Genomic DNA, 23,724 nt, shown 5'->3' with positions numbered 1-23,724 from the left:
TCGATGCGGACGTAGAGTGCGGTCAGGAGGGTGTTGAGGTCGGTCGTCACAACCCGAGCCTGAACACCCTCCGTCCGCGTCTACAGCGCCCTTCGACCCTCCGGGTCGATAGGACTTACTCGTCTAGGTCTCAGTCTGTCGCCATCAGTGGTGGATGACGGGGGAGGGGATCTGTCGCGACCTCATCGAGGCCGAGGCCCCCCATGACCGAGCGATTCAGGTTCACGCCTTCAGATGGCCGACATACTCCAGGTGGCCGCTGAACCGCATCCGCGCCAGGTCCTCGGGGGTGACCCAGTGCGGTGGCTCAGTAGTGAGCGGCAGCCCGGCCGAGGCGAAGGCGGCCGCCACGAGCTCGGAGCAGATGAACTCGTCGTTCGTCGCCGTCCCCAGGTAGACGCGACCGACGCGCTCCCGGCACTGCCGGCGCTGCTCGCCCTCGTAGAGCTCCTCGCAGATCCGTGCCGGCATGCGGAAGCGGGCGTGGTCGAGGATGAGCCACCGATCGTACGGCTGGCCGATCTTCGTGCCGACGAAGTCCCGGACCTGCAGCGCCAGATCGGGGGTCAGACCCGGGTGCCGGAAGGCGACCGCGACGGAGGCGTCGCCGATCGACCGGGCGAGGGGCTGCAGCACGACTCCGGAGGCGATCGCCTCGACGACCATCTCGTCGCCCACGTAGATCAGCGAGTGGCTGATCGTGCTGCCCATGGCGGCACGGATGGCCTTCGACACCAGCTTGTCGGTGGTCGACAGGATGACGTCGCCGGTCTGCAGCGCGTCCGGGCCTATGGAGCGGCCGCCGGCGCTGGGACTGAGCGGGATGTCTTCGGCCATGGCGACGGCTAGCGCCGGCGCCGCGAACCCCATGCTCCGTGAGGGCCGAACCGGCCAGCCCCGGGGTGCCGGAGGGGGCCACCCGAGCGTCGTCGTGGTCCGGTTCCGCTCGACGTAGGCCTCCATCGCTGCCAGGACGGGCACCCCGGACGAGAGCTGGGCGGTCAGCGCCAGGCCCAGGAACGATCCGTCGGTGCCGCGGAGCTCGCTGGCGCCGATTCCCGGCCCCTCGCTCATGTCCAGCGACACCGTCCGGGCGATGGCGTCGCCGGCGAAGCGCTCCACCCCGCCGTCGACCAGGATCAGCTGAAGGCCGGCCGAGACGCTGGCGATCCAGCCGCCCACGGCCCCCGTCGAGCCGTAATACCCGACGCGGCCGTCGGGGGCGAATACGACGCCGACCCCGCCGGTGACCCCGGCTCCGAGGCCGGCCGTCGCGACCGCCCCGACCGCGACGGTCGTCCGCCGCCGGGTGACCAACGCCGTGATCGGTGCGACGAGTGAGCCGAGCCAGGAGTCGGCGACCATCGCGATCAGCAGCCGCCCGAGCCGCCCGTCGAGCAGGGTGATCGCGGGCAGCGTGACGAGGCTGCCGTCCACGCTGAGCGGCAGGGACAGCGCGGTGGGCGGCGGGGGGCTGGCGAAGCCGTCGAGGAAGGCGCGCAGTTCCGACTCGGGCACCCCCTCGGCCCGCAGGCGCTCGAGTTCGGCGTCCACGGACGGCCGGGCCGTTGCCGGTGCGGTGGCAACGGCGGTCATGGAGGCGGCCACGGAGATACCGGCTGGCCAGTGGACGATCTGGATCCGCAGATGGGTGACCGACGGATCGCGGGCCTCCTCCTCGAACTTGGGCAGGAAGACGGCGAACGTCTCGTCGTAGGTCCGCCCGCCCGCCGGGTCGATGAGCGAGAGGCGCGTTCCCTCCGGCGTCCCGTCGCCGTGGATGGCCGTCACGACCCGCGCGTGGATGCCCCAGCTGGGGCCCACCTGCTCATCGGTGGTGACCCACAGGGGGCCGCACGACCGCAGCAGGCCCTCCCAGCCCTCGACTGACCAGCTCGCGGGCGGCTCGCCCACCAGCCCGGCCGCGGCCAGGAACTCGGTCTTGTCCTTCGTGCTGAGGCCGGTGTTCTGCTGGTAGACGTCGACCCAGCGCTGCCCGACGGTGGCCAGGGCGGTCTCGATGGTCATCGACCGCTGCTCGCGCCAGGACTGCATCATCGCGAACACCGTCGCCCAACAGGCCATCGTGGACGGCTGGGCGAGCACCGGGACCGTGCCAGGCACGGTGTAGCCCACGGGAACCGAGAGGGTCCGGGGACGGCGGCGCCCGCCCGCCCGGCCGGACAGGACTGACAGGCCGGCGCTCAGCGCGTCGTCCCCCGGGGGCGTGCGGGCGAGATCGCCGAGGCCGGCGCGGTCTCGGCCGGGGAGGGCGGCGAGCCCGCCGATGCCGCTCCGTGACCACGCGGGCGCCACTGCGGCCTGCCGTGCAGCACGTCCGGGGTCCTGGGCGGGGAGGGGTGCGGCCGCCCGTGCCGGTCGGCGGAACTGCCGCTGGACCACGCGGTCGAGGTCTGCCAGCCGATTGCTCATCGTGTCACCTTCCGGTGGCGTGCGGGCCGGTGTCGTCCGGTCCGGCCTGGACGGGTGCGTCGGGAACGTGCGCGGGCGGGATGCCGGGCGCGGCGGAGGGCTGGGCCGGCCCGGAGGGCGCCTCCGGGTCCGTCCCCACCGGCCCCGGCATCCCGGGCCCGGCCGGGGGCGTCGGGGCCGCGGGTGCGGCGGGTGGCGGCGCCGCGGGTGCGGCGGGCGTCGGCGCCGCAGCCGGCTGGGCGCTGATCTCGACGAGGTCGGCGGCGATGTCCTCCTCGGACAGCGCGAGCGCCGCGGGGGGCCGGGGCTCGCCTTCTTGGACGCGCAGCTCGTCGTCGAAGCGGTCGAGGACGTGGGTCAGCGCGATGTCGCCGAGGTCGAACGAGGTCGAGCGGGACATCCGCCGGCCGAGGCGCTCGAACATCTCGTGCGGGTGGGCGGCTGCACCCTCCGGCGCCGGAGCCGGGGCCGCACCGCCGATCGGGGCCTCGTCATCGGGCGGTGGCGCCACCGGCGCCGGATGGGGCGCTTCGACTGCCGCCCGGCGCAGGAACGCCGCGCCGTCGGCGTCGAGGACGCCCAGGGCGCCGGTCACCGCGGGTCCGGCCGCCGCCGGCGTGGAGGCGGCGATGGCCCGTAGGTCCTCGTCGACGTCGTCGTCCGCCGGGCGCAGGACGCCGGCCGGCGCGCCGGGTGCCGCGGCCGGCGGGGACGCGCCCGGTCCCGGCGCCGGCTCCGTGGCCGGGGACACCGCCGGGGACGCGGCGGGGGAAGTGGCCGGTGCCAGGGCAGGGGACGCCGCGGGTGGCGGGACGACAGCCGGCAACGACTCGAACGGGTCCACGTACCAGCCGTCGGAGAGCCCCAGCGACGACCACGGGGACGGCGGCTGCGCCGGCCGGGCGACCGGGGGCGGCACCTGCCGGGAGCCGGTAGCCGGTAGGGGACCCTGCACGAACGGCCGCCCGGCGAGCTCGACCCGGATCCGGGTGCCGTCGTCGAAGGACGCCGACTCCACCACCCGCCGCGGTCGGGGCCGGGTTCCCGTAACGGCCGCCTCCACGCGGTGCAGCCGGGTCTCCTCGGGCACGGCGCTCATCGCCTGCTGCAGGAGCGAGCGGCGTCGTCGTCCCATGGCCGGCCTCCCTAGCCCCGAACCGTGCACGAGAAGTCCGCGTACGGGTCCAGCGCGACGGCGACGTGGTTGGCGCCGCGCCGGAGCGCATCCGCCGGCAGGTCGACGGCGAGGTGGGTCTCGTCGGCCGCGATCACCTCCGCCGGACGGCCGTTGACCAGCACGACGGGGTACCCGGGCGCGGGGTCGCCGGCCACGAGGTTTCGGCCCTCGAGTCGCAGGCGGGTCCGCGGGCCCGAGACGACCGACTGCGCGCCCACCAGTCGCGGCGGCTGCCGCCGGCGGCGGGCCCGGTTGATGGCCTCGGACAGCCGCGTGAAGTCGGTGCCAGCCTTGTCCGCCACCACCGTGGTCACGTCGACGTCCCCCTCCTTCAGGCGGTCGAGGTCGCGCGCGGTGGTGACGCCGACGACCCGCAGCGCCCGCTTGGTCCCCGGGTCGATGTCGGGCAGCACGTCAATAGCGACGTCGTCGGGGCGGGGCGGTTGGTTGCCGACGTCCTTGATCTGCTGGTCGGTGATCGAGCCCAGCTGGATGGCGATGCGGGAGGCGCCGGTCTCGCCCGGCTTGGCCGCCGCGAACCGCAGCTGGCCGCCGTCGAACTGCGGGAAGATGTGCATGTCCAGCGAGACGTCGCGCACCGTGTAGGTCAGCCGGCGGGTGAGGCCCTTCACCGAGAGCGTGTCCTGCGCCTTGTCGAGCTCGACGATGAGCGAGTCGAGGAACGACTCGAGATCCCAGCTCGCGCTGCCGCTCATGACGCCACCATCCGGACGGTCAGCGAGTGCCAGACCGGCAGGACGCTGGTCTCCACCGTCTGCGTGGGCGGGGTCGCCGCCACCCGGATCACCCGGCCGTCGCGCACGTGGATCTCCAGCTCCACCGGCGTCTGCACGGCCAGCGACTCGACGACCAGTGGTACCGGCTCGCCGTCCTCTGCGGGCACCGCGTCGGTGACCGCGTCGACGAGCTCCGCCAGGGGCGGTCGGTCGGTCACCGGAGGAACGCCAGCGGGTCGGTGCCGGTACGCCCGCGCCCGCCGGCCCGCCGGCGAGGCGGCGAGGCGGACGAGAGCAGGGGGCCGGCGTCGGCAACGGCGGGTCGTCCCGCTCCGGTCGGCGTGGTCGGCGCCGCCGGCGGGACGAGCCCGACCGTGTCGTCGAAGACGACTCGCATGCCGTCGAGCACCGACGGGCGGCCAGGGACGGGGGGCGTCGAGGTCATGGCGAGCTCCTCACCGGTCGTCGACGAGTCCGAGCACGTGGACCAGGGCGGGGAGAGGCAGCCGCAGGCGGTGCTCCTCGAACGAACGCACGTGGCCGTTCCCGTCGGCGCCGGACGGCCGCTGGAGGACGAGCTGCTGCAGTTTCACCTCGGGGTGGACGTAGAGCGCCACGCGGCTGCCCCGGCGTCCGGCCAGGCTGCCCCGGTGGTTCGCCCGCAGGGCCAGCCTGGTGACGAGGGCGGGATCGGCGAGCGCGGCCAGCTCGGCAGCCGTCAGTGGGGACGCCGCGGGGTCGAGCCGGGGCAGGAGGGCGGCCAGCCCCCCGGGGGCCAGGCGGAGCCCGGCGTCGAGGTGGAGGGTGCGTCGGTCGGCGCTCCAGCTCACGCGGGTCGGCCGCTGCTGGTGGCCGGCCAGCTGCGGTGCCGGCTCGTAGGCGTAGGCGGTGTGCACGTCGATCCGGGTCGGGCCGTCCAGCTGGCCCTCCCAGACCCGGTGCCACAGCTCCCGGTGCTGGTCCGGGTCGGCCAGCGGGATCAGCTCGCCGGACTCCTCGACGCGGTCGAACAGCAGGTCGCCGGCCACCGTGATCCGCTGCTGGACCGACGTGCCGCGGGGCCTGCCCTGGGCGTTGCGCCAGACCAGGGCGACGGTGACCAGCGCGTCACGCCCGGGAGGCACGGGGACGTCGACCTCGGGAACGGTCAGCAGCCGCCCGTCGCCGACCTGCTCGGCTCGCCAGCGGGCCCGGTGCAGCACCTGCAGCGTGTCGGCGTCCTTGAGGCAGAGCTCGACGGTCGCCTGCGGGATGGTGCGCGGTGTCCGGACGTCGACCGGGAAGCGCAGCGGCACGCCCGCGCGGTAGGCGAGGACGGTGCGCCCGCCCACCACGAGCGGCACCGTGCCCGCGAAGGCCAGGCCCACCGACGCCACGCGCCGGAAGGGCAGCTCGCCCGACGGCCGGGACAGCCCCAGGCTCATGGAGGCGAGCAGCTGCTCGACGGCTCCACCGTTGACGTCGGGGTGGATGGCCCGCAGGTGGGCGAGGTCCTGCTCGTGCGACTCGATGCCCAGCCGGGCGAAGTCGCGCATCGCGTTGGTGACCGTCTGCAGGTGCTGGTTGGGTGCCTGCAGCACCGCCTGGATGGTCTGCGGGTTGAGCACCTGCTGGAGAACCGGCAGTAGCGCCGGAATCGCGGCGAGCAGGGCGGGCGCCACCATGGCCGTCGAGACGCCGCCGACCCCGCTGGCCATCGCGACCGGAGGGGCGGGCTGGGCCTTGGCCGCGGGCGTGCCGGCGGCGGGCTGCCCGGCCGCGGCGGCGAGGAGTTGGCGGACGAGGTCGGACAGGACGCCGGCCAGCCGCGGGTCACCCACGGCGGCGCCGACCGCTCGGTCGACCGGTGCCGCGGCGGTACCCCCGCCCGCGCCGCCGCCCGCCGGTCCGATCGCGCGCAAGAGCGCGGGAGCGGCCTTGCCGACCAGGTCACCGATCAGCGGGGCGACTGTGGGTAGCACGGCGGGCAGCGCGGAGAGGAGCACGTCGATGAAGAAGGCACTGCTGTAGGTCGGGGACGGGCGGGGCGCGGTGGACGGGCGGGCCATGGCGGCAACTCCGGTTCGCAGGGCGGTCCGGGACACATCGGCTGGGCACGACGCGGCGAGCGGCAGCGCGGGCGGCGACAGGTCGGCCGCGGGCGGCCGGCGGTGGTCCGCGATCTCCAGTTCCCGGGCGTCGACGACGGCATCTAGCGGCACCCGGACGACCTCTGAGACCGCCGGACCCGCGCGTGCCGGGGTCCGGAAGCTCATCAGCTGGACGGCGCGGTGCTCCCGGTCGAGGGCGTCCGAGGGCAGGACGAGGGCCCCGCGGCCCAGGGACTCCTCCAGCAGGGGGCCCAACACGGGGGAGACCCGGACCGGGTCGGCCAGCAGGCGCAGCCCGTCCTGGCCGATCGTCCGTCCGTCCCCGACCGCCCAGGCGTAGTAGCGGTTGGTGCGGCCGAGGTCGACGGCGAACCGGCGTCCCCCCTCCCAGCGGAGCACCGCAAGCGCCACCGGTCACGCCCGTGCCGCCGGCGGGCTCGCGGGCGCGGGCGCTCCGGCGGCCGGCGCGGCCCCGCCCGCAGCGCCGCCGACGGGGCCGTACATGTCGGCGAAGCGGTTGAGCTCGAAGTAGTCGGACTTGAAAGTGATGTCCACCGAGCCGGCGAGCTTGGCCTGCAGGTCGGTACTCGCCTGGCTGCGGGCCGACGAGACGCTGATCTTGGTCTTGGACCGGGACGTCGTCGTCCCGGCGGAGCCGCCACCGAAGATCTTGCCGATCAGACCGGTGCCGCCGGCGGCCGTGTGACTCCGGGCCAGAGTGTCCTTGAGCGCCGCCTTGTCCTGCTTCTCGACCCGTTCGCTGGCCTTGATGTCGAAGAGGACCGACGCCTTGACGTTGCCGCGCTCGACGACCAGCCGCGTGATGCCCATGAGTATCGTCTCGCGCAGCAGCGCCCGCTGCTCCTGCGCCATCCTGATCTTGGCCTCCATGATCTTGGCCTTGACCTGGTTGTCCCCGATGTCGACCGGCTCCCCGTCGGGGCGGGTGAGCACCATCTTGTTCTGGCCGTTCTCGTCCTTCTCCTCGCCGAAGTCGAGGCCGAACTCGTCTGAGTTGTTCTCGGCGAGGTAGCCGAAGGCTGCGGTGTCGTCGATGGCGTTCACGAACTTCGACACCGAGGCCGTCGCCGTCTTGAGCAGCTCCTGGTAGGCGCTCATCTGAGTGAGCGTCACCTCGAGGTTGGCGTCGAACACGCCCTTGAGCAGATCGCGGACGAAGCCCGGGAAGTCGACCTCCCGGACGAAGTCGCCCGCCAGCTGGCCGGCCTGGTCGATGCGCTGGTTGAGGTGCCGCTGGTCGTCGATCATGTCGCTGGCCTTCTCGGCGAGGGCCACGCTCGTCGACGGCCCGCTCCGCGGTGCCGGCGCCGACATCTGACGGGCCAGCTCGTCGTAGCGGCGCTGGTACTCGCGCCGGTAGACGTCGCGCTGGTCGTCCACCGAGAGGGACCGGAAGCCCTGGCTCGCGGCCAGGGCCTGCCGGGTGTCCGCCCGGGCCAGCTCCCGCAGGTCGTACTGCGCACTCATCGGGGCCCTCCAGGCTCAGAAGTCGTCTCCGAACTCGTCCTCGTCCGCGCGGTCGTCCGGGTCCTCGTCCTCCTCGGCGAAGAGGTCCGCCGACTCCTCCGAGAGCGCGGCCTGGGCGTGGATGTAGGCCTCCGCGGCGTCGACCATGGCCGCGAAGTCGTCGTAGGAGGTGGTGCCCTCGTTGAAGTCGGCGACCCAGCGGAAGACCCGGTTGCCCTGCACCGCCGAGGTGCGCAGCGCGCCGATGTCCGGAGCTCGGCCGTACTCCGCGCGAGAGAGCTTCTCGATGACCGTCCACAGCGACTTGCGGCGGTTGCCGCCGAAGTGCGCGACCACGTCGGGGTGTCCGAGTAGGCGCAAGGCCTCCTGCAGCTGGGCGTACAGCTCGCGCACCTGCATGTGGGCCATGCCGGTGCAGAACTCCGTGAGGTTGTACTGGAGGTCCCGGGTGGCCTGGTGGATGCCGGAGCGGGAGACCGAGGAGCTCTCGCTGCGCCCGTCCTCCAGCCGTTCCGTCTTGTGGATGTAGTCGGCGACCTCCGCCATGAAGTTGTGCCACAACTGCGGGAAGGCGTCGTTGACCACCATGCGGGACAGCACCTTGCCCCCGCCCTTGCCGAGGACACGGCGGTAGAGCATCGCCCGCTCCTCGGGCGCGCTCCGCTCGTCGCGCAGCTTGAAGTAGCGGTACAGCAGTTGGGCGCCCTCGCCCTCGACCACGTCGATGACCCCAGCCGACCAGTTGAGGACCAGCGCGTCGGCGAGGGGGAACACTCCCATGGCGTCGCCGATCTCGTAGACGTAGTCGACCGCGCCGGCCGCGAGGATGTTCTCGCGGACGATCCCCTGGGCCTCGATGTCGAGAAACTCGTCGACGGTGAAGTCCCAGGTCGCGACCGAGCCGCGGTTGCGGGCAGCGTCGATCGGGTCGGCTTCGCCCGCGGCCGCGCTCTGCGCCTGTTCGAAGGCCAGCGTCAGCTGGGTGTCGCTGACGGTCGCCGCGTCCGCGCCGCGGTCGACCAGCCAGGTGACCATCTGCCGCTCCACCGGCGCGGTGAAGCGGTGCGCCGGGATGCCGCTGCGGCGGACGAAGTCACGGATGACGGCGGGGAAGGTGCTGGTGCGCTCGACCTCCTCGAACAGGCCGAGCACGAGGCGCTCGGGCCCACCCGGCGAGAGCACGGATCCGTTGGCGGTCATCGTCCGAACCCTCCGTTCACAGGGCCGCGCGCACCCGCGCAACCAGGTACTCGCGACGACCCGTCTCACCCTCCTGCTCGACGAGGAGGCGCTTGCGGCGCTCGACCCCCTGCACCAGGGCGTCGGCGAAGACGTGCAGCGGCCCGCCGTCCTGTTCCAGCCGCGCCCGGACCTCAGCGACCACGCCCGCCGGGTCCTCGAACATCTCCTGCACCTCTCGGCGGCGGCGCGCGACGAGTTCCTCGAAGCGGTCGTCCGAGGCGACCATGGACCTGATGTGCCGGACGAGTTCCTCGGGCGGCTCGATCAGTTCCTTGAGGAAGAACGGGTAGCTGACCGCCAGCACTCGACGCCGGGCGTCGCTGAGCTGGAGCTGGTTGAGCCGGCGCGTCACCGCGGAAACCTCACCGGCCAGGCCGAGTTCCACGATGGCCTCCCGCAGGTCTCGCTCCCCGTCCTGGTCCAGCGCGCACTTGGCGCGCACGGCCTCGAGGGCCCGGTCGGCCAGCACGTCCAACTCCCCGACCGGTCGGCGGATTGCCAGCAGGTCGCCGTCGAGCCGCTGGGTGGGCCGGGGCATGTCCTCCCAGGACGGCCGCGGGCGGGGCTTCCCGTGCCCGCCGGACGGTTTGCCGTAGCGCTCACCCGGGGGTAGCCCGAGGAGGACGTCCTCAGCGGGGAGCTCCTCGCGCGCCCGGAGCAACTCGTCCACCGCGTTCCCTCCACCGTCGAGGCTGCCCCCGCTGTCGAGGACTTCGGCGACGTGGCGCCGCCGGTCGGGGCTCGGCTCCGCGGCCTCGCGCGGGGCGTAGCCGGTCGCCGCCTCCCCGGCGAGTGCCTCCGGGGCCGGCGGCTCCTCGCGGGCCGTCGTCCCCGTCGCGTCACCGGCACCGGCGTCGCCGGCGAGATCCGCTTTTCGGGTGGCCGGCTCCCGCGGAGCTCGCCTCTTCTTCGGCGCCGCGGCGTCCTCGGGGGCCGTCGAGCCGTCCTTGGTCGTGCTGTCGGGGGGGACTGCCGCGGCGTAGGTCGTCTCGGTGGTCTCAGTCGTCTCGCTCACGACCCACTCTCCTGTCGAGCCTGTCGTCGAGCAGCCGGAGCGCGTCGACGAGGTTGAGGCAGCCGAATCCGGCCCGGGGGTGCCGGAAGCGCTGATCCGGCTTGTCGGCCGTGTGCTGCAGGACGTGCTTGACGGCCCGGTCGGGCAGCCGCCAGCCCGCCCGGACTGCATGCGACTTGAGCAGTGCGGCCGCGCCGGCGACGAACGGGGCGGCGTGGCTGGTCCCGGTTGCCGCTGCGTAGCCGCCCCCGACGCCGCAGCTGAGGACGTTGGTGCCGGGTGCGACGAGCGCGACCTGCCGCCCGTACGTGGAGTACGCGGCGACCTCGCCGTCCTCGTCGAGGGCTCCGACCGCGACGACGCCGGGGAGGGCGCCGGGGTAGTAGAGATTCTCGCGCCCGTCGTTACCGGCGGCGGCGACCACGGTGGCCCCCTTGCGCAGCGCGTAGTCGACCACCTCGCGGTGCGGCAGGCCCCCGCCCTCGTGGCGGATGCCGAGGCTCATGTTGATGACCTCGGCCCCCTCGTCCACGGCCCACTTGACGCCGGCGTTGATGTTGTCGACCAGGCCGGCGCCCACCCGGCGGCCGTCGCGCTCCAGCGCCGCGAGGACCCGAACTGGCAGCAGCCGGCAGTCGGGCACCACGCCCACCGGCATGCCCTCCCCGCGGCCCGCCACGATGCCGGCGACGTGGGTCCCGTGCCCGACGTCGTCCGCGACGTCGGCGTCGGCCTCGACCGCGTCGCCGAGGAACTGCTCGGCGCCCTCCAGCACGTCGACGAAGTCGTAGCCGTCGGCGAGGGCGCCGGCCAGCTCAGGGTGGCCCTCGTCAACGCCGGTGTCCAGCACGGCCACGGTGACCCGGGAGTCCCCGCGAGACCAGGCGTGGGCCTCGGGGACGCCCACCCGCTCACGGGAGGCGTCGGCGACCACGGACAGTGCCTGGGCACGCAGGCGCGGCAGCGGCACGACGCCGATCTCACCGACGCGTGCGTCGGCGACCGCGGGGACGAGGCGGACGGCGCTCACAAGCTCCTGCGGGATCCGGCCGGACCTCCTCAGGATCAGCCGGTAGACACGGTCGAGACCGGCGGCCACTTCCTCCGGCGACCACCGGCCGGTGTCATCCGCCGGGGCGTACTCGCGGGTGACCCAGTAGGGCAGCCCCGAGGCGCGCATGGCCTCGTCGACCTGCGGGACGAGGGAGGACGCGGCGAGCGCCGGTTCGTCGATCACGTCCCGCCAGTAGGCCACCTCGGCCGGGCGGACGCCCGGGCGCAGGACGACCCGCAGGTGCGGCTTCATCGCAGGTGCTGGCGGTCGGCGCGGCGGCAGCAGGGACGGCTCGCGTCTCCATCACGCTTGGACGGTCCCATCGACACCTCTCAGGGAGCACCGCTTGGCGCCACCAGGCGATCCGACGGGTGGACCCCTGCCCGGTGGACAGGCGCCCCGACGTTAGGGGGCCGGCGTCACCGCGGCGTCACCGTTTAGTCACGGCTCCATCCGACCGCGGGGGAGGATCCGGCGAGACCGAGAGGTCACGGGAGAGCCGGGCGCTGGATGTACCCGGGGTCAGGCGTCCCCGCGGGACAGCATCAACACCGTGGCCACCCTGGTCGGCGTCGTGGGCTCGGGTCAGGCAGTCGTCCTGACGTCGGGCTGGACTCGGCCTCGCTCACCTCTTCGGCCAAGTCCCCGGAGGAGTCGGCGCAACGCTTCAGTCCAGAGCAGCTTCAGTCCAGAGCACCTGTACTCCTCCTCGGTGTAGCGATGGTGGCGACCAGGGGACTGGCTCTTCCTTGCTGACGCGTCTCGTCGTCGACCTCGTCCTGTTCGCGTCGATCGACGTCGTGAGCACCCGAGGACCCTCGCGGTGAGCGACGTTCGCGTCGTGGGGCAGCAGCGCGACCGAACCCTCATGACGACGGGCCCCCCACGGCCGCGGCGCCGTGGGGGGCCATGTCGGTGTCCGAGGGCGACACGCCATGTACGCACACGGCTACGGCTCTCATGACTGGCTTTGCGCCTTCTTGCCAGGGAGCTGCCGAGGAGCGGTCGGCCCAGGCGCCGAAGTCGGTCGATGGCGCGCGGTTCGGTCGGCCACGCCGATGGGTGTCTTCTGCCTCCCAACCCACGGCCCGAGGAAGGCAGGTGAACCAGGTCCCGTCGGCGGACTGGCGGTCGTAGGGTCCGGCGGCGTGCACGACCGGGCAGCCGGGCGCCGCCACGCGGGACGTGGCCGCCGCCATGGCTGCGACCGCCGCGACCTGGTCGGCGGCCCTGGACGACGACCAGCGGGCGCTGGCCTCCTGGCCGGCACCGGGCAGTGACGCGCAGACCGAGGACGAGCGGTGGCGCTGGTACTACGTGCCTACTGACCCCGGCGGGCTGCCGCTCGGCCAGCAGCGGCCGCCCCAGCAGTCGCTGGCCATGCAGCTGCTCGCCGGCAGGCTGTCGACGGCCGGCTACGTCACCGTGGCGCCGATCCGGCGGGCCCGTCACCGAGCAGCGGTTGCGCGACCCGGTCGAGGCCATGACCGCCGCGGCGGAGGCGGCCACCGGGTACGGCCCCGGAGGAGCACCGTCGGCTGGCCCTGACCTCGCGGCCCCGGGGCGTTCCGGGCAGCGCGCTGGACGCCGGCCAGCGGGAGCTGCTGGCGGCGCTGCTGTCGGCCTACCTGGGACGCGTCCCCGACGGGCTGGCCGCTCCGGTCGACCGGGAGCAGGTGCACCGGGCCTGGGCCGGGTCGCTCGAGCCGGGGGAGCCGCACGACCACCGGCTCCAGGGCCCCGGCTGCTGACCGAGTGGGACGACACCGTCCGCGACGCCGACCACGCGCACTGTGCCTGGCGGGACCCGGCGGTCGACTTCGGCACGGACGTCCTGGCGGAGCACCGGCACGCACACCACGGCGGCTGAGCAACCCGCCGCTCGTCGCCGCGGAGGCCTGTCCGGTCCATCCGGACCGGCTCCGTGCGACACCCCGGGTGGGGACGTCCGAGCCCGTTGACACGGGATGGCCGCTCGTGGAGGGTCGTGGCCCGCACGTGATCCAGGTCACCCTCACGGCACGAACCGCAGGTGGGCCGCGCCGTTTCCGGAGCCGACAGCCGTCGCGCCCGCCGTCGCCACGAGACGGGTGGCGGCGGACGACGTCCGGCGCGCTGGCACCCGGCCGGGACGCCGTCCGCTCGCACCTCTCGGAGGCAGCGATGAAACCCGCACCGTTCCGCTACCTCGCCGCGAGGACGACGGACGAGGTGGTCGAGCAGTTCGCGGAGCACGGGCCGGATGCCCGGATCCTGGCCGGCGGCCAGAGCCTCATCCGCCTGATGAACACCCGGCTCGCCGAACCCTCGCTGCTCGTCGACATCAACGGGGTCGAGGAGCTGGACCGCATCGACCGCCGCGACGGCACCGTCGTGATCGGCGCCCTGACGCGGCAGCGGACCTCGGAGCTGTCGGACACGGTCCGCGCCGCAGTGCCCCTCCTCGCCGAGGCCGGAGCGCTGGTGGCCCACCCCTCCGTGCGCTCGCGCGGCACCGTGGTCGGGAGTGTGTGCTTCGCCGACCCGGCCGCGGAGCTGCCCACGGCGCTGCTGGCGCTCGACGGGGAGGTCGTCGCCCGGAGCGCTCGCGGTGAGCGCGTCATCGCGGCGGAGGACTTCTTCGTCGCCGCTCACGAGACCAGCCTGGAACCGGACGAGTTCGCCGTCGAGGTCCGCGTCCCGGTGTCGGCCGGGACCCGCACCGGATCGGCCTTCCTCGAGCTGTCCCGCCGCCACGGCGAGCTGCCCGTGTGCGGCGTCGCCGTCACGGTGGCGCTCGACCCGTCCGGCCACCTGTCCGAGGTCCGCATCGCCCTGGGCTCGGTCGCCGGGCGGCCGGTCCGCGCCCGCCGGGCCGAGGCCGCGCTGAGCAACGCCCAGCCCTCGGCGGAGGCCATCGCGGGGGCCGCGGACCTCGCCGCCGCCGACCTCTCCCCGGTGAGCGACTGCCACGGTTCGGCCGGGTTCCGCAGGCACCTCGCGGTCGCCCTCACCAAGCGCGCCCTGACCCGAGCCATCGCCCGAGCCGACGGAGGACAGACGGATGCCTGAGAAGGTCCACCTCACCCTCACGGTCAACGGGGCCGAGCACGAGGCCCTGGTGGAGCCGCGCACCCTGCTGACCGACTTCCTCCGCGACACGCTGGGGCTGAAGGGCACCCACGTCGGGTGCGAGCAGGGCGTCTGCGGCTCGTGCACGGTCCTGGTCGACGGGCAGAGCACCCGGGCCTGCCTGTTCTTCGCCGTGCAGGCGAACGGCCGCAGCGTGCAGACCGTCGAGTCACTCGCGCGGGCCGACGGCACGCTGCACCCCCTGCAGCAGGCGTTCAGCGAGCGCCACGGGGTGCAGTGCGGCTTCTGCACACCCGGGATGCTCATGGCCGCCACCGAACTGCTCGCCGGCAACCCGACGCCCGGGCCCGAGGACGTGCGCCTCGCGATGTCGGGCAACCTGTGCCGCTGCACCGGCTACCAGAACATCGTCGAGTCGGTGTGCCGCGCCGGGGAGCTCATCAGCCAGGCCCGCACGTACGCGGCGCCGCAGCAGGAGGTCCGGGCATGACCGCCACCGAGGACGTCACCGACCCCACCACCGGCGACGGGAACTACCGGTGGGTCGGGCGCAGCGTTCCCCGCAAGGAGGACCGGAAGCTGCTCACCGGGCGCGCGACGTACGTCGCCGACGTCGTCGTCCCCGGGATGCTGCACGCCGCGGTCCTGCGCAGCCCGCACGCCCACGCGCGGATCGTCTCCATCGACACCTCCCGCGCCCGCGCCCTCCCCGGCGTGCTCGCCGTGCTGACCGGCGAGGAGGCCCAGCAGCACGTCGGCCCGATGACGGCGTTCTGCGCCGAGCCGGTCCCCCAGCACGCGATCGCCGTGGAGAAGGTGCGCTTCCCGGGCGAGGCCGTCGCGGCCGTCGCGGCCGAGAGCCGCTACATCGCCGAGGACGCCCTCGCGCTGATCGACGTCCGGTACGAGCTGCTCGATCCCGTCGTGGATCCCGTGGCCGCCATGGCCCCCGGGGCTCCCCGGGTGCACGACACGCTCGACAGCAACGTCGTCTTCCACCGGGCGATCGACTTCGGCGACGTGGACGGTACCTTCGCCGGCGCGCACCGGGTGATCCGCCGGCGCGCGCGGTGGCACCGCATGGGCGCCCAGCCGATCGAGACCGCGGGTGCCGTGTGCTCCTTCGAGCCCTACACCGGCGAGATGACGGTGTGGTCCAACACCAACTTCCACAACTTCCTGCCGTGGGCGTTCGCCGGCATGCTCGGGGTGCCGACCAGCAGGCTCCGGCTCATCCCGTGCACGGTCGGTGGCAGCTTCGGCAGCAAGCACCTGCTGACCAAGGTCATCTCCATCGCCGGGAGCCTCAGCAGGGCGACCGGGCGACCGGTCCAGTTCCTCGAGGACCGCATCGACTGCCTGGCCGCCAATGACAACGTCGGCTGCGACCGCATCTACGACGGCGAGCTGGCGGTCGCCGAGGACGGCACCTTCCTCGGCCTGCGGCTGACGATCGTCGACGACTACGGCGCGTACTTCCAGTTCGCCCACGGCCAGCACGGCAACGCCATGGCCCAGCCCACCGGCCCCTACACGATCCCGGCCCTGGGCTACGACGTCTCCTGCGTGCTGACCAACAAGGTCCAGCAGGGCTTCTTCCGCGGCGCAGGGGCGGACCCGGGCAACTTCGTCCTCGAGCGGCTCGTGGACGCGGCCGCCCTCGAACTGGGCATCGACCGGGTGCAGATCCGGCGGCAGAACTTCATCCGGCCCGAGGACTTCCCGTACAAGATCCCGACCGGCAACGAGTACGACTCGGGCAACTACGACCGGGTGCTCACGCGCGCGCTCGAGGTCTCCGACTACGACTTCTGGATGCGCGAGAAGGAGCGGCTGCGGAAGGAGGAGGGCCGCTACATCGGCGTGGGTCTGGCCAGCTGCCAGGAGCGCAGTGGGTACAACGCCAGCGAGTGGTGGTTCCTCTACGACCAGCCCCCGCTCGGCGCGACGAGCACCCCGGAGTCGGTGAAGCTCGACGTCGACGCCACGGGCGGCATCCGGGTCGAGGTCGGCTGCCCGCTGTGGGGCAACAGCCCGGAGACGGTCATCGGGCAGGTCGTCGCCGAGGAGTTCGGCGTGCAGCCGGACGACGTGACGGTCGTCTACGCCGACTCCACCTCCGGGAGGTTGTCGGCGGGCCCCGGTGGCAGCCGGCTGACCATCATGCTGTCCGGGGCCTCCCGCACGGCCGCGCGGCGGGTCAAGGAGAAGATGACGCGGATCGCGGCGCACATGATGGAGTCGGACCCGGACGACGTCGAGTGCATCGACGGCACCTTCCGGGTCCGCGGCGTGCCCGGCAGCGAGGTCGGCATGGCGGCGGTCGCGATGCGGGCCCACCTGTTCAAGCACGACAACCCGGAGGGCGAGTCCAGCGGCCTGGTCGAGAGCTGCACCTACGACCACCCGCACTCGACGCCGCCGGCCAGCGACCGGAGCGACATGGGGATCTTCTACCCGATGGTCAGCCACGGCTGCCACATCCCGATCGTCGAGGTCGACCCCGAGACGGGCTCCGTGGAGGTCCTGCAGTACTACGCCGTCAACGACTGCGGCACCGTGATGAACCCCAAGCTCGTCGAGGGTCAGGTCATGGGCGGCATCGTCCAGGGCATCGGTGCGGCGACGATGGAGGAGTACGTCTACGACGCGGACGGGCGCCTGGGCACGCCGACCTTCCGGGAGTACCTCATCCCGTCGATGAACGAGGCGCCGCCCATGCACGTGGTGCACGAGCAGACCCCGTCACCCTGGACCGAGTACGGCGTCAAGGGCGCCGGCGAGGGGGGCCGGCTGATCGCGCCGACGGCGATGGCCAGCGCGATCAACGACGCCCTGTCCCCGTTCGGGGTGTGGGTCGACGAGCTCCCGATGACCCCCGAGCGGGTCGTCGGCCTGCTCGCGGCGGCCGGCCGGACGGGGCCGGCGGACCGCACCGGGTGAGCGCCCGAGGCCGCTTCTCCCCGCCGCCGGCATCGGCGACGAGGTGCGCTTCGTCACCGAGCCCGACCTGGGCCGCCGCATGCTGCAGCGCGCCATCGATGCCGGAGTGCCGGCCGGCTGACCGCCGACGAGGTCCACGGGCAGGACGACGGCGAGAGGGACGTCCCGTCCCCGGAGGCGTCCCCTGCACCGGGACCAGGACGGGATCACGTGTCTGAGGGGGGACACGCTCCGTGCGCACTCGCCTCCGTCCCGGGCAGTGACACGGCGAGATCGCGTTCAGATTCGTCTGTCCCTGCCTCGTCGGACCGCGGATAGTGCGGTTGTGCTCTCGCGGTCCCTCGCGCTCCTCACCGCAGTGCTCACCGGCCTGTTGGCCGGCGGCATGGTCCTGATCGAGGTCGTGCTCCTACCGTTCTGGCGAGGCGCGTCCCCGGCTGAATTCCGCGACTGGTTCGCAGCCCACTCCGGCCGGATCCGGGACTTGATGATCCCGCTGGGAGCCGGCGCGGGAACCATGGGCGCGGCCTCGGCGGTCGCGCAGTTGAGGCGAGGCCGTCGGGGCGCCCCCGCGTCCGTTGCTGCAGCGGTGGCCACGGCCGGCGTCCTCGGCATCACGGTCACGGTGAACGAACCGGCCAACCACCAGTTCACTGGGGGGACGTTGACCGACCCCGAGACCACGGAACTCCTCAGCAGATGGGCCCGCTGGCACCACCTCCGCGTGCTCCTCGGGCTGGTGGCCGCGGTCGCAGCCGCGTCAGCGCTGCTACCCGACCCGGCGTCGAGAGTGGCGTCGCGACCCGTGGTCGGCCGGGGGCCTCGGCGCTAGGTGCAGGTCCAGGCTCCCGACATGCCCGGAGACGGCAGAACCCCCACGGTTGCGGAGCCGTGGGGGTTCATGTCGGTGTCCGAGGGGCGACACGCTACATACGCACACGCCGTGGACTGCCGTAGACGGGCTCCACGGGTCCGGAACGGCCCATGGGAGCTACACCTGGAGGGAGAATGCGGCCTCGGGCTGTCCGGGGACGCCGACGTCCCCCGGCTCGCGTGCCACGTGACGCCATCAATGGTGTGGAAGCCCTGGGGGCGGGGGGCGATGCGAACCGAACTGGTGGGACGACGACACGAGCTCGCCGTCCTCGTCGACTGCCTCTGCCTGGCCGTGGCCGGCCGAGCGCGCCTCGTGCTCTGCCGCGGTGAGCCCGGCATCGGCAAGACCAGGCTCGCCGAGGAGCTGAGCGAGCTCGCGGCCGCCCGGGACGTCGCCGTGGCCTGGGGGTCCGCGGCCGAGGCGACGGGGGCACCGCCGTACTGGCCGTGGCGCCAGGTCCTGCGTGCGCTGGGCGAATCCGTCGACCTCCGGGCCGTCGCGGCCGCGCACGGGCTGGAGCCGGACGTCGGCAGCCTGGCACCCGACGTCTTCCCCCACCCGCGGGACCGCACCGAGGTCTCTCCGTCCGACGTCGCGCGTTTCCGGTCGTTCGACGCCGTCTCCCGGCTCCTGCGCGAGGTGACCCGCGCCCGGCCGTTGCTCGTCGTCCTCGACGACCTCCACCGCGCCGAGCCGGCCTCGCTCCTGCTGCTGCAGCACGTCGCACGGACGATGGCCGGCCAGCGGCTGCTCGTCCTCGTCACCCACCGGGACACCGAGCCGGTCGCTCCTGTCGTGAGAGAGCTGCACCGGGAGCCGGTCACCGAGGTGCTGGACCTCCGCGGTCTCGCCGTCCCCGCCGTCGGCGCACAGCTGACCGCGCTCCTCGGGGTGCGCCCCAGCGACGGCGAGGTCCAGCGAGTGCACGCCCGGACGGGGGGGAACCCGTTCTTCGTCCGCGAGGTCGCCCGGGTGCTGCGCGACCCGCGGACGCAGACCGGGGACGCGCCCGTGCCGGACGGCGTGCGGGCGGCGATCGCGGCGCGCCTGGGGCGACTGACGGTCGACGCGGCGCGGGTGCTGGGGGCGGCCTCGGTCGTCGGCCGGGAGTTCGCCGTCCCCACGGTGGCCCGGGTGCTCGACGTCCCGGTGCTGACGTGCCTGGCCGTGCTGGACGAGGCGGCCGCGGCCGGGCTGGTCGAGAGCGCCGCGGTGCCCGGCCGGTACCGGTTCGCGCACGACCTGGTGCGCGACGCGGTGGAGGCCGACCTCGGTACCTCCGACCGCGTGCGGCTGCACCGCAGCGCGGCCGAGGCCGTGGAGAACGCGTGCGACGGCACGCCGGACGACTGCCTCGCCGACCTCGCCCGGCACTGGGCGGTCGCCGCTGTGGCGGGAGAGCGGGCCCGCGCCGCTGCCTGGATCCGGCGGGCGGCGGAGGAGGCCGGGCACCGGTTGGCCTACGAGGAGGCCGCCCGGCTCTACCGCCTCGCGGTCACGGTCGGCGCCCGGGACCTGGATGACGGCCTCCGGTGCCGGCTCCTGATCGACGCCGGCATGGCGCTGAGGCTGGCCGGCGACCTCTCCGAACGGTTGACCGTCATCCGCCAGGCCGCCGCTCTCGCGCGTCGTCTCGGACGTGCCGACCTGCTGGCGCAGGCCGCCGTGGTGCTCGAGGGCGGGTTGCCCGACGTGGAGTCGGAGGTGACCCTCCGCCGATGGTGCGAGGAGGCGCTGGTCACCCTGGACTCGCGGCCCTCCGCGCTACGGGCCAGGGTGCTGGCGACCCTCTCCGATGCCTGCATGTACCTCGCGGACGTCGAGGCCGCGCGAGTTGCCAGCGGGGAGGCGCTCGCCGTGGCCGAGGCATCCGGCGACCCGTCCGCTCTGGCGGCGGCGCTGCGCGCACGGCAACTGGTGGCCACGGGCCCGGACGGCGTCGACGAGCGGTCGGCCCTCGCCGAACGCATGGCCGCGATCGGCCGCGAGACCCGCGACCCCCGTACGCGGATGTGGGCGCATCTGTGGCGGATCGACGTCGCCTTCCAGCGCGGGGACCTCGCGGTCGTCGGCCGGGAGATCGGACCCCTGGCCCAGTGCGCCGAGGAGGTCCGCAGCCCGGTGGCGCGGTGGCACGTTCTGCAGTGCCGCGCGGTGCTGGCCCAGGCCCAGGCCCGATTCGCGGACGCGCGCCGGCTGGCCGACGAGGCGCTGGCCGCGCTCCCGTGCTCCGCGACCGGCTTCGGGTCGGCCATCATCAACCGGACCGGCGTGCTGGCCGCGATCGCGGTGCACACCGGCGACGACGTGGACCTGACCGGGCTGAGGCCGCCGGGACGTCCGGGCGTCGCCGGGTGTGAGCTGGACTTCCCGACCGAGGACGTGATCTTCTCGGCCGCGGCGGCCCACCTCCTCGCCGCCGCCGGGCGCTTGGCAGAGGCCGGAACGGTCCACCGCCGGCTGGGTCCACCCGCTACCTGGCGGCCGATCCCGCACGCCACGACGGTCTGCTTCGCCTTCGGCATCACCACGGCGATCGCCCTGGACCGGCGGGACGACGTCGCGGTCCTGCGCGAGCGGCTGGCCCCCTTCCGCGGCCAGCACATCGTCAGCGGAGCCGGCGCCATCGCCTACAACGGGCCGGTCGATCTGTACCTAGGGATGGCCGCCGGCCACCTCGAGCGGCTCGACGAGGCGGCCCTCGACCTCGAGTCGGCGGTCCGGGCCTGCACGGCCAACGGCGCTGTCGGGTTCGTCGTCCAAGCCGGGTACGAGCTGGCCGCCGTCCTGGCCCGTCGCGGCCGGACGGGTGACCTCTCCCGAGCACGGGGGCTGGCTGCCGACTCGGAGGAGCGAGCCACGGCGCTCGGCATGCGCACATGGGCAGAGCGGGCCCGTGACCTGGTGCGCCGGCTCGACGGCGGGCGGCCCGATCCGCTCACCGCGCGGGAGCGGGAGGTGGCCGCCCTGGTCGCGGAGGGCCTGACGAACCGGCAGATCGCCGCCCGCCTGCACCTGTCCGAGCGCACCGCCCAGAACCACGTCCAGCACATCCTCACCAAGCTGGACCTGGCCAACCGGAGCCAGCTCGCCGTCCGGACCGTGCGCGAGGCGCTCTGAGCCGACGGTGTCCGACGCCCGCCTACGCCGGGGTGCGGGCCCCGAGCGCCGTCGCGACGGCGTACTCCAGGCTGGTGGCCGGGTGACCGAGGACCGCCTCGAGGTCCCCGGTCTGGCGTTCGAACCCGCCGGCACGGATGAACGGGCCGATCCCGAGGAGGCCGATGACGCCCTCGTCCTCGTCGACGTCGCGGTGGACCACCGTGCGGCCGCTCAGCTCGGTCAGCGCGGCGGCCAGCTGCGGGTACGTCCAGAGCCGGCCGGTGAAGTCGTAGGCGCGCCCGAAGAGGTCCCCGTCGGTGAGGACGACAGCGGCTGCCTCGGCCAGGTCGGCGCGGGTCGCCGTGTTCATCCCCTTCCCTCGCGTGCTGCTGGTCAGCTCACCCGCCTGGACCGCGGCGGACAGGGCGGGGTTGATGAAGAAGTCCGAGTAGATGGGGTGCCTGAGCACGGTGGCGGGCAGCCCGCTCCGCAGGATGGCCTGCTCACCGGCGTGGTGCTCGCCGAGGACCCCCTCGTCGACCACGTCGGCCCCCAGCCCGCTGGTGTAGGCGATGCCCCCGACACCGGCGTCCCGCGCGGCGGTGACGACGTTGCGGTGCTGAGGGATGCGCGCACCCAGTTGGGGACCCGAGATGTACAGGAGCCGGTCCGCGCCGTCGAACGCCGTCCGGAGGGACTCCGGCTCGTCGTAGTCCCCGCCGCGGACCTCGACACCGCGCTCGGCGAGGTCCGCGGCCTTCGCCGGGTTGCGGACCGCGACCGCGACCTCCGTCGCGGGTACGCGCTCGAGCAGGCGTTCGACGACCAGCCGGCCGTACTGGCCGGTGGCTGCTGACACCACGATCATGACGACTCCCCAGGGCGCCGGACGTCGGCTGGCGCCCGGCGGGCTCGGAGGAGCGTCCGTCGCCGGACCGGGGCACCATGCCGGGACGCGCCCACCCTGCCGTGCCGGCTCCTGAGCGACATCCGCCGAACTACTCACATCGCATCCCGGCCGAACTCATCCGTGCCGCGGCGGCCGGCGGACACTCGGCCTGCTCAGACCGCGATGCCCTCGACCAGGTGCAGCGGTCCATGGGTGGGCACCACCGCGGTGAGCCGGAAGCCGGCAGCACGGAACAGCTCGGCGAGCTGCTCAGGGGTGCGTTCGCGGCCGCCGGTGACGGTCAGCATGATCACGTCGAGCGTCAGAGCGCGGCGGTCGAGCCGATCGTCGAACAGCACGTCCTCGATGACCAGGAGGGTGGTTCCGGGCTTCGCAGCGGCGCGTACCGCCCGCAGGATCGCGACCGACTCGTCATCGGGCCAGTCGTGGACGACCTCCATGAGGAGGTGGAGGTCGGCCGCGGGCAGCGGGTCGCGGAAGAAGTCCCCGGCGCGGGTCGTGAGGCGGTCGGTGCCGGCGACGGGCGCCATCCCCACCACGGCGGGCAGGTCGAACAGCATCCCGCGCGCCGTCGGGACGGCATCGAGGACGGCGCGCAGCAGATGGCCGCGGCCGCCGCCGATGTCGGCGATGGTGGCGAACCGCCGGAAGTCGTAGGCGTCGAGCACTGCGGCGATGTCGGCCTGGGCCTTCGCGGTCATGGCCCCCGCGAAGACCCGTTCTTCCTGCGGGTGGCCGCCGAGGTAACCGAAGAAGCCGCCGTCGTCCCGGTCGTCGAAGACCGGCGCGCCGGTGCGGACGGACCGGTCGAGCTCAGCGAACGCCGACCACATCACCGGCAGCCCCATCATCCGAGCGAAGTCGCGCATCGACCGGGGGACGTCGCTCCGGAGCAGTCGGGAGGCCTCGCTGTGCCGATAGCCGACGCCGGTCCACTCGAACACGCCGTGGGCGGCCAGCAGGCGGAGCACCCGGTCCAGCGGCTCGGCCGCGACGCCGCACGAGTCGGCGAGCAGCGCGGCGGGCATGGGTTCGCCCTCGACGAGGTCGGCCACGCCCAGCTCGGCGACCAGCTGGACTGCGCGTGCGGGGACGGAGGCGTTGGTAAGGGTCCACAGGAGCTCGTGTGGCGCGACAGAGGCGGGGTCGGCGACGGCGGTCATCGGATCTCCTCGTTGTCGGCCGCGTTGCTGCTCGTCGCGGACCGGACGGTGGACGCGGGGAACGCTAGGCACGGAGCGTGCCCCGGGCATCCGCCGGATTACTCAGCGCAGGTGCTCAGGCGGAGAGACGCCATCGTGATCACGGGACCGGAGCCGGGGACACTCGATGGTCGAGCGACGACTCGACGGTGCCGACGTCTCCAGCGACGACCGAACCCCCACAGCCACCGAGCTGTGGGGGTTCGCGTCGGTGTCCGAGGGGGGACTTGAACCCCCACGCCCGATAAAGGGCACTAGCACCTCAAGCTAGCGCGTCTGCCATTCCGCCACCCGGACAGGTGAGCCGCCCTCGCGGGCGACGGGGTCAGCATAACCGAGCCGTCCGCGGGGTCGGCACACCCCCGGTGGCACCATCGTCGGC

The 23,724-nt window shown here is 73.7% G+C and carries 19 protein-coding genes and 1 tRNA gene; 7 read left to right on the top strand and 13 right to left on the bottom strand.

The features are described 5' to 3' along the window. Window positions 1-222: 222 nt before the first annotated feature. Genes ACI79C_RS14165 through ACI79C_RS14120 form a run of 10 tightly spaced genes read right to left on the bottom strand, consistent with a single transcriptional unit; the run spans window position 223 to window position 11,488 of the window. Window positions 223-2,433: a papain-like cysteine protease family protein gene (locus ACI79C_RS14165; protein WP_456946301.1), complete on the bottom strand. Its 2,211-nt coding sequence runs from the start codon at window positions 2,431-2,433 to the stop codon at window positions 223-225. Between the two features lie 4 nt (window positions 2,434-2,437). After that, window positions 2,438-3,568 (bottom strand): hypothetical protein, encoded by a 1,131-nt coding sequence (locus tag ACI79C_RS14160; protein ID WP_456946300.1) that lies wholly within the window; start codon window positions 3,566-3,568, stop codon window positions 2,438-2,440. 11 nt (window positions 3,569-3,579) lie between these two features. After that, the gene (locus ACI79C_RS14155) at window positions 3,580-4,326 is read right to left on the bottom strand and encodes a hypothetical protein (protein WP_456946299.1); all 747 of its coding nucleotides are present in this window, start codon (window positions 4,324-4,326) and stop codon (window positions 3,580-3,582) included. Then, window positions 4,323-4,565 (bottom strand): hypothetical protein, encoded by a 243-nt coding sequence (locus ACI79C_RS14150; protein ID WP_456946298.1) that lies wholly within the window; start codon window positions 4,563-4,565, stop codon window positions 4,323-4,325. Before ACI79C_RS14150 ends, ACI79C_RS14155 begins: the two co-directional genes overlap by 4 nt. After that, entirely contained in the window at window positions 4,562-4,792 is a 231-nt protein-coding gene (locus tag ACI79C_RS14145; RefSeq protein WP_456946297.1) for a hypothetical protein, read from the bottom strand. The genes ACI79C_RS14150 and ACI79C_RS14145 overlap by 4 nt, the downstream gene beginning before the upstream one ends. Before the next feature lie 10 nt (window positions 4,793-4,802). Beyond that, entirely contained in the window at window positions 4,803-6,836 is a 2,034-nt protein-coding gene (locus ACI79C_RS14140; RefSeq protein ID WP_456946296.1) for a hypothetical protein, read from the bottom strand. Window positions 6,837-6,851: 15 nt separating this feature from the next. Further along, complete coding sequence (locus tag ACI79C_RS14135; RefSeq protein WP_456946295.1) at window positions 6,852-7,925, bottom strand: hypothetical protein; 1,074 nt, start codon at window positions 7,923-7,925, stop codon at window positions 6,852-6,854. Window positions 7,926-7,940: 15 nt separating this feature from the next. Next, complete coding sequence (locus tag ACI79C_RS14130; protein WP_456946294.1) at window positions 7,941-9,125, bottom strand: hypothetical protein; 1,185 nt, start codon at window positions 9,123-9,125, stop codon at window positions 7,941-7,943. 16 nt (window positions 9,126-9,141) lie between these two features. After that, window positions 9,142-10,182, bottom strand: coding sequence for a hypothetical protein (locus tag ACI79C_RS14125; protein WP_456946293.1), 1,041 nt, complete (start codon window positions 10,180-10,182; stop codon window positions 9,142-9,144). Beyond that, window positions 10,166-11,488 (bottom strand): S8 family serine peptidase, encoded by a 1,323-nt coding sequence (locus ACI79C_RS14120; protein ID WP_456946292.1) that lies wholly within the window; start codon window positions 11,486-11,488, stop codon window positions 10,166-10,168. The genes ACI79C_RS14125 and ACI79C_RS14120 overlap by 17 nt, the downstream gene beginning before the upstream one ends. A gap of 945 nt (window positions 11,489-12,433) precedes the next feature. Between ACI79C_RS14120 and ACI79C_RS14115 the strand changes: the two genes are divergently transcribed. From ACI79C_RS14115 to ACI79C_RS14085, 7 genes are all read left to right on the top strand, one after another. Further along, on the top strand, window positions 12,434-12,784 hold the full coding sequence (locus tag ACI79C_RS14115; protein WP_456946291.1) for a DUF3500 domain-containing protein: 351 nt from the start codon (window positions 12,434-12,436) through the stop codon (window positions 12,782-12,784). Next, on the top strand, window positions 12,775-12,987 hold the full coding sequence (locus ACI79C_RS14110) for a DUF3500 domain-containing protein (RefSeq protein ID WP_456946305.1): 213 nt from the start codon (window positions 12,775-12,777) through the stop codon (window positions 12,985-12,987). The genes ACI79C_RS14115 and ACI79C_RS14110 overlap by 10 nt, the downstream gene beginning before the upstream one ends. A gap of 412 nt (window positions 12,988-13,399) precedes the next feature. Continuing rightward, on the top strand, window positions 13,400-14,287 hold the full coding sequence (locus tag ACI79C_RS14105) for an FAD binding domain-containing protein (RefSeq protein ID WP_456946290.1): 888 nt from the start codon (window positions 13,400-13,402) through the stop codon (window positions 14,285-14,287). Further along, entirely contained in the window at window positions 14,280-14,798 is a 519-nt protein-coding gene (locus ACI79C_RS14100) for a (2Fe-2S)-binding protein (RefSeq protein ID WP_456946289.1), read from the top strand. Before ACI79C_RS14105 ends, ACI79C_RS14100 begins: the two co-directional genes overlap by 8 nt. Next, window positions 14,795-17,251 carry a xanthine dehydrogenase family protein molybdopterin-binding subunit gene (locus ACI79C_RS14095; protein WP_456946288.1) on the top strand — a complete coding sequence of 819 codons (2,457 nt, stop codon included), beginning with the start codon at window positions 14,795-14,797 and terminating at the stop codon, window positions 17,249-17,251. The genes ACI79C_RS14100 and ACI79C_RS14095 overlap by 4 nt, the downstream gene beginning before the upstream one ends. Window positions 17,252-17,636: 385 nt before the next feature. Beyond that, window positions 17,637-18,083: an anthrone oxygenase family protein gene (locus ACI79C_RS14090; RefSeq protein ID WP_456946304.1), complete on the top strand. Its 447-nt coding sequence runs from the start codon at window positions 17,637-17,639 to the stop codon at window positions 18,081-18,083. 270 nt (window positions 18,084-18,353) lie between these two features. Then, a complete protein-coding gene (locus ACI79C_RS14085; RefSeq protein WP_456946287.1) occupies window positions 18,354-21,248 on the top strand; it encodes an ATP-binding protein in 2,895 nt (964 codons plus the stop codon). Window positions 21,249-21,270: 22 nt separating this feature from the next. Here ACI79C_RS14085 and ACI79C_RS14080 read toward each other — a convergent pair whose 3' ends face one another. The 3 genes from ACI79C_RS14080 to ACI79C_RS14070 form a co-directional block, all read right to left on the bottom strand. After that, window positions 21,271-22,098, bottom strand: a complete 828-nt coding sequence (locus tag ACI79C_RS14080; RefSeq protein WP_456946286.1) for an NAD(P)H-binding protein — start codon at window positions 22,096-22,098, stop codon at window positions 21,271-21,273. Window positions 22,099-22,292: 194 nt separating this feature from the next. Beyond that, a complete protein-coding gene (locus ACI79C_RS14075; protein WP_456946285.1) occupies window positions 22,293-23,303 on the bottom strand; it encodes a methyltransferase in 1,011 nt (336 codons plus the stop codon). Window positions 23,304-23,554: 251 nt separating this feature from the next. Then, window positions 23,555-23,639, bottom strand: a tRNA-Leu gene (locus ACI79C_RS14070). Between the last annotated feature and the right edge of the window lie 85 nt (window positions 23,640-23,724).

It is taken from the genome of Geodermatophilus sp. SYSU D00697 (assembly GCF_054050175.1).
This window is presented reverse-complemented; position numbering and strand designations above follow the sequence as displayed.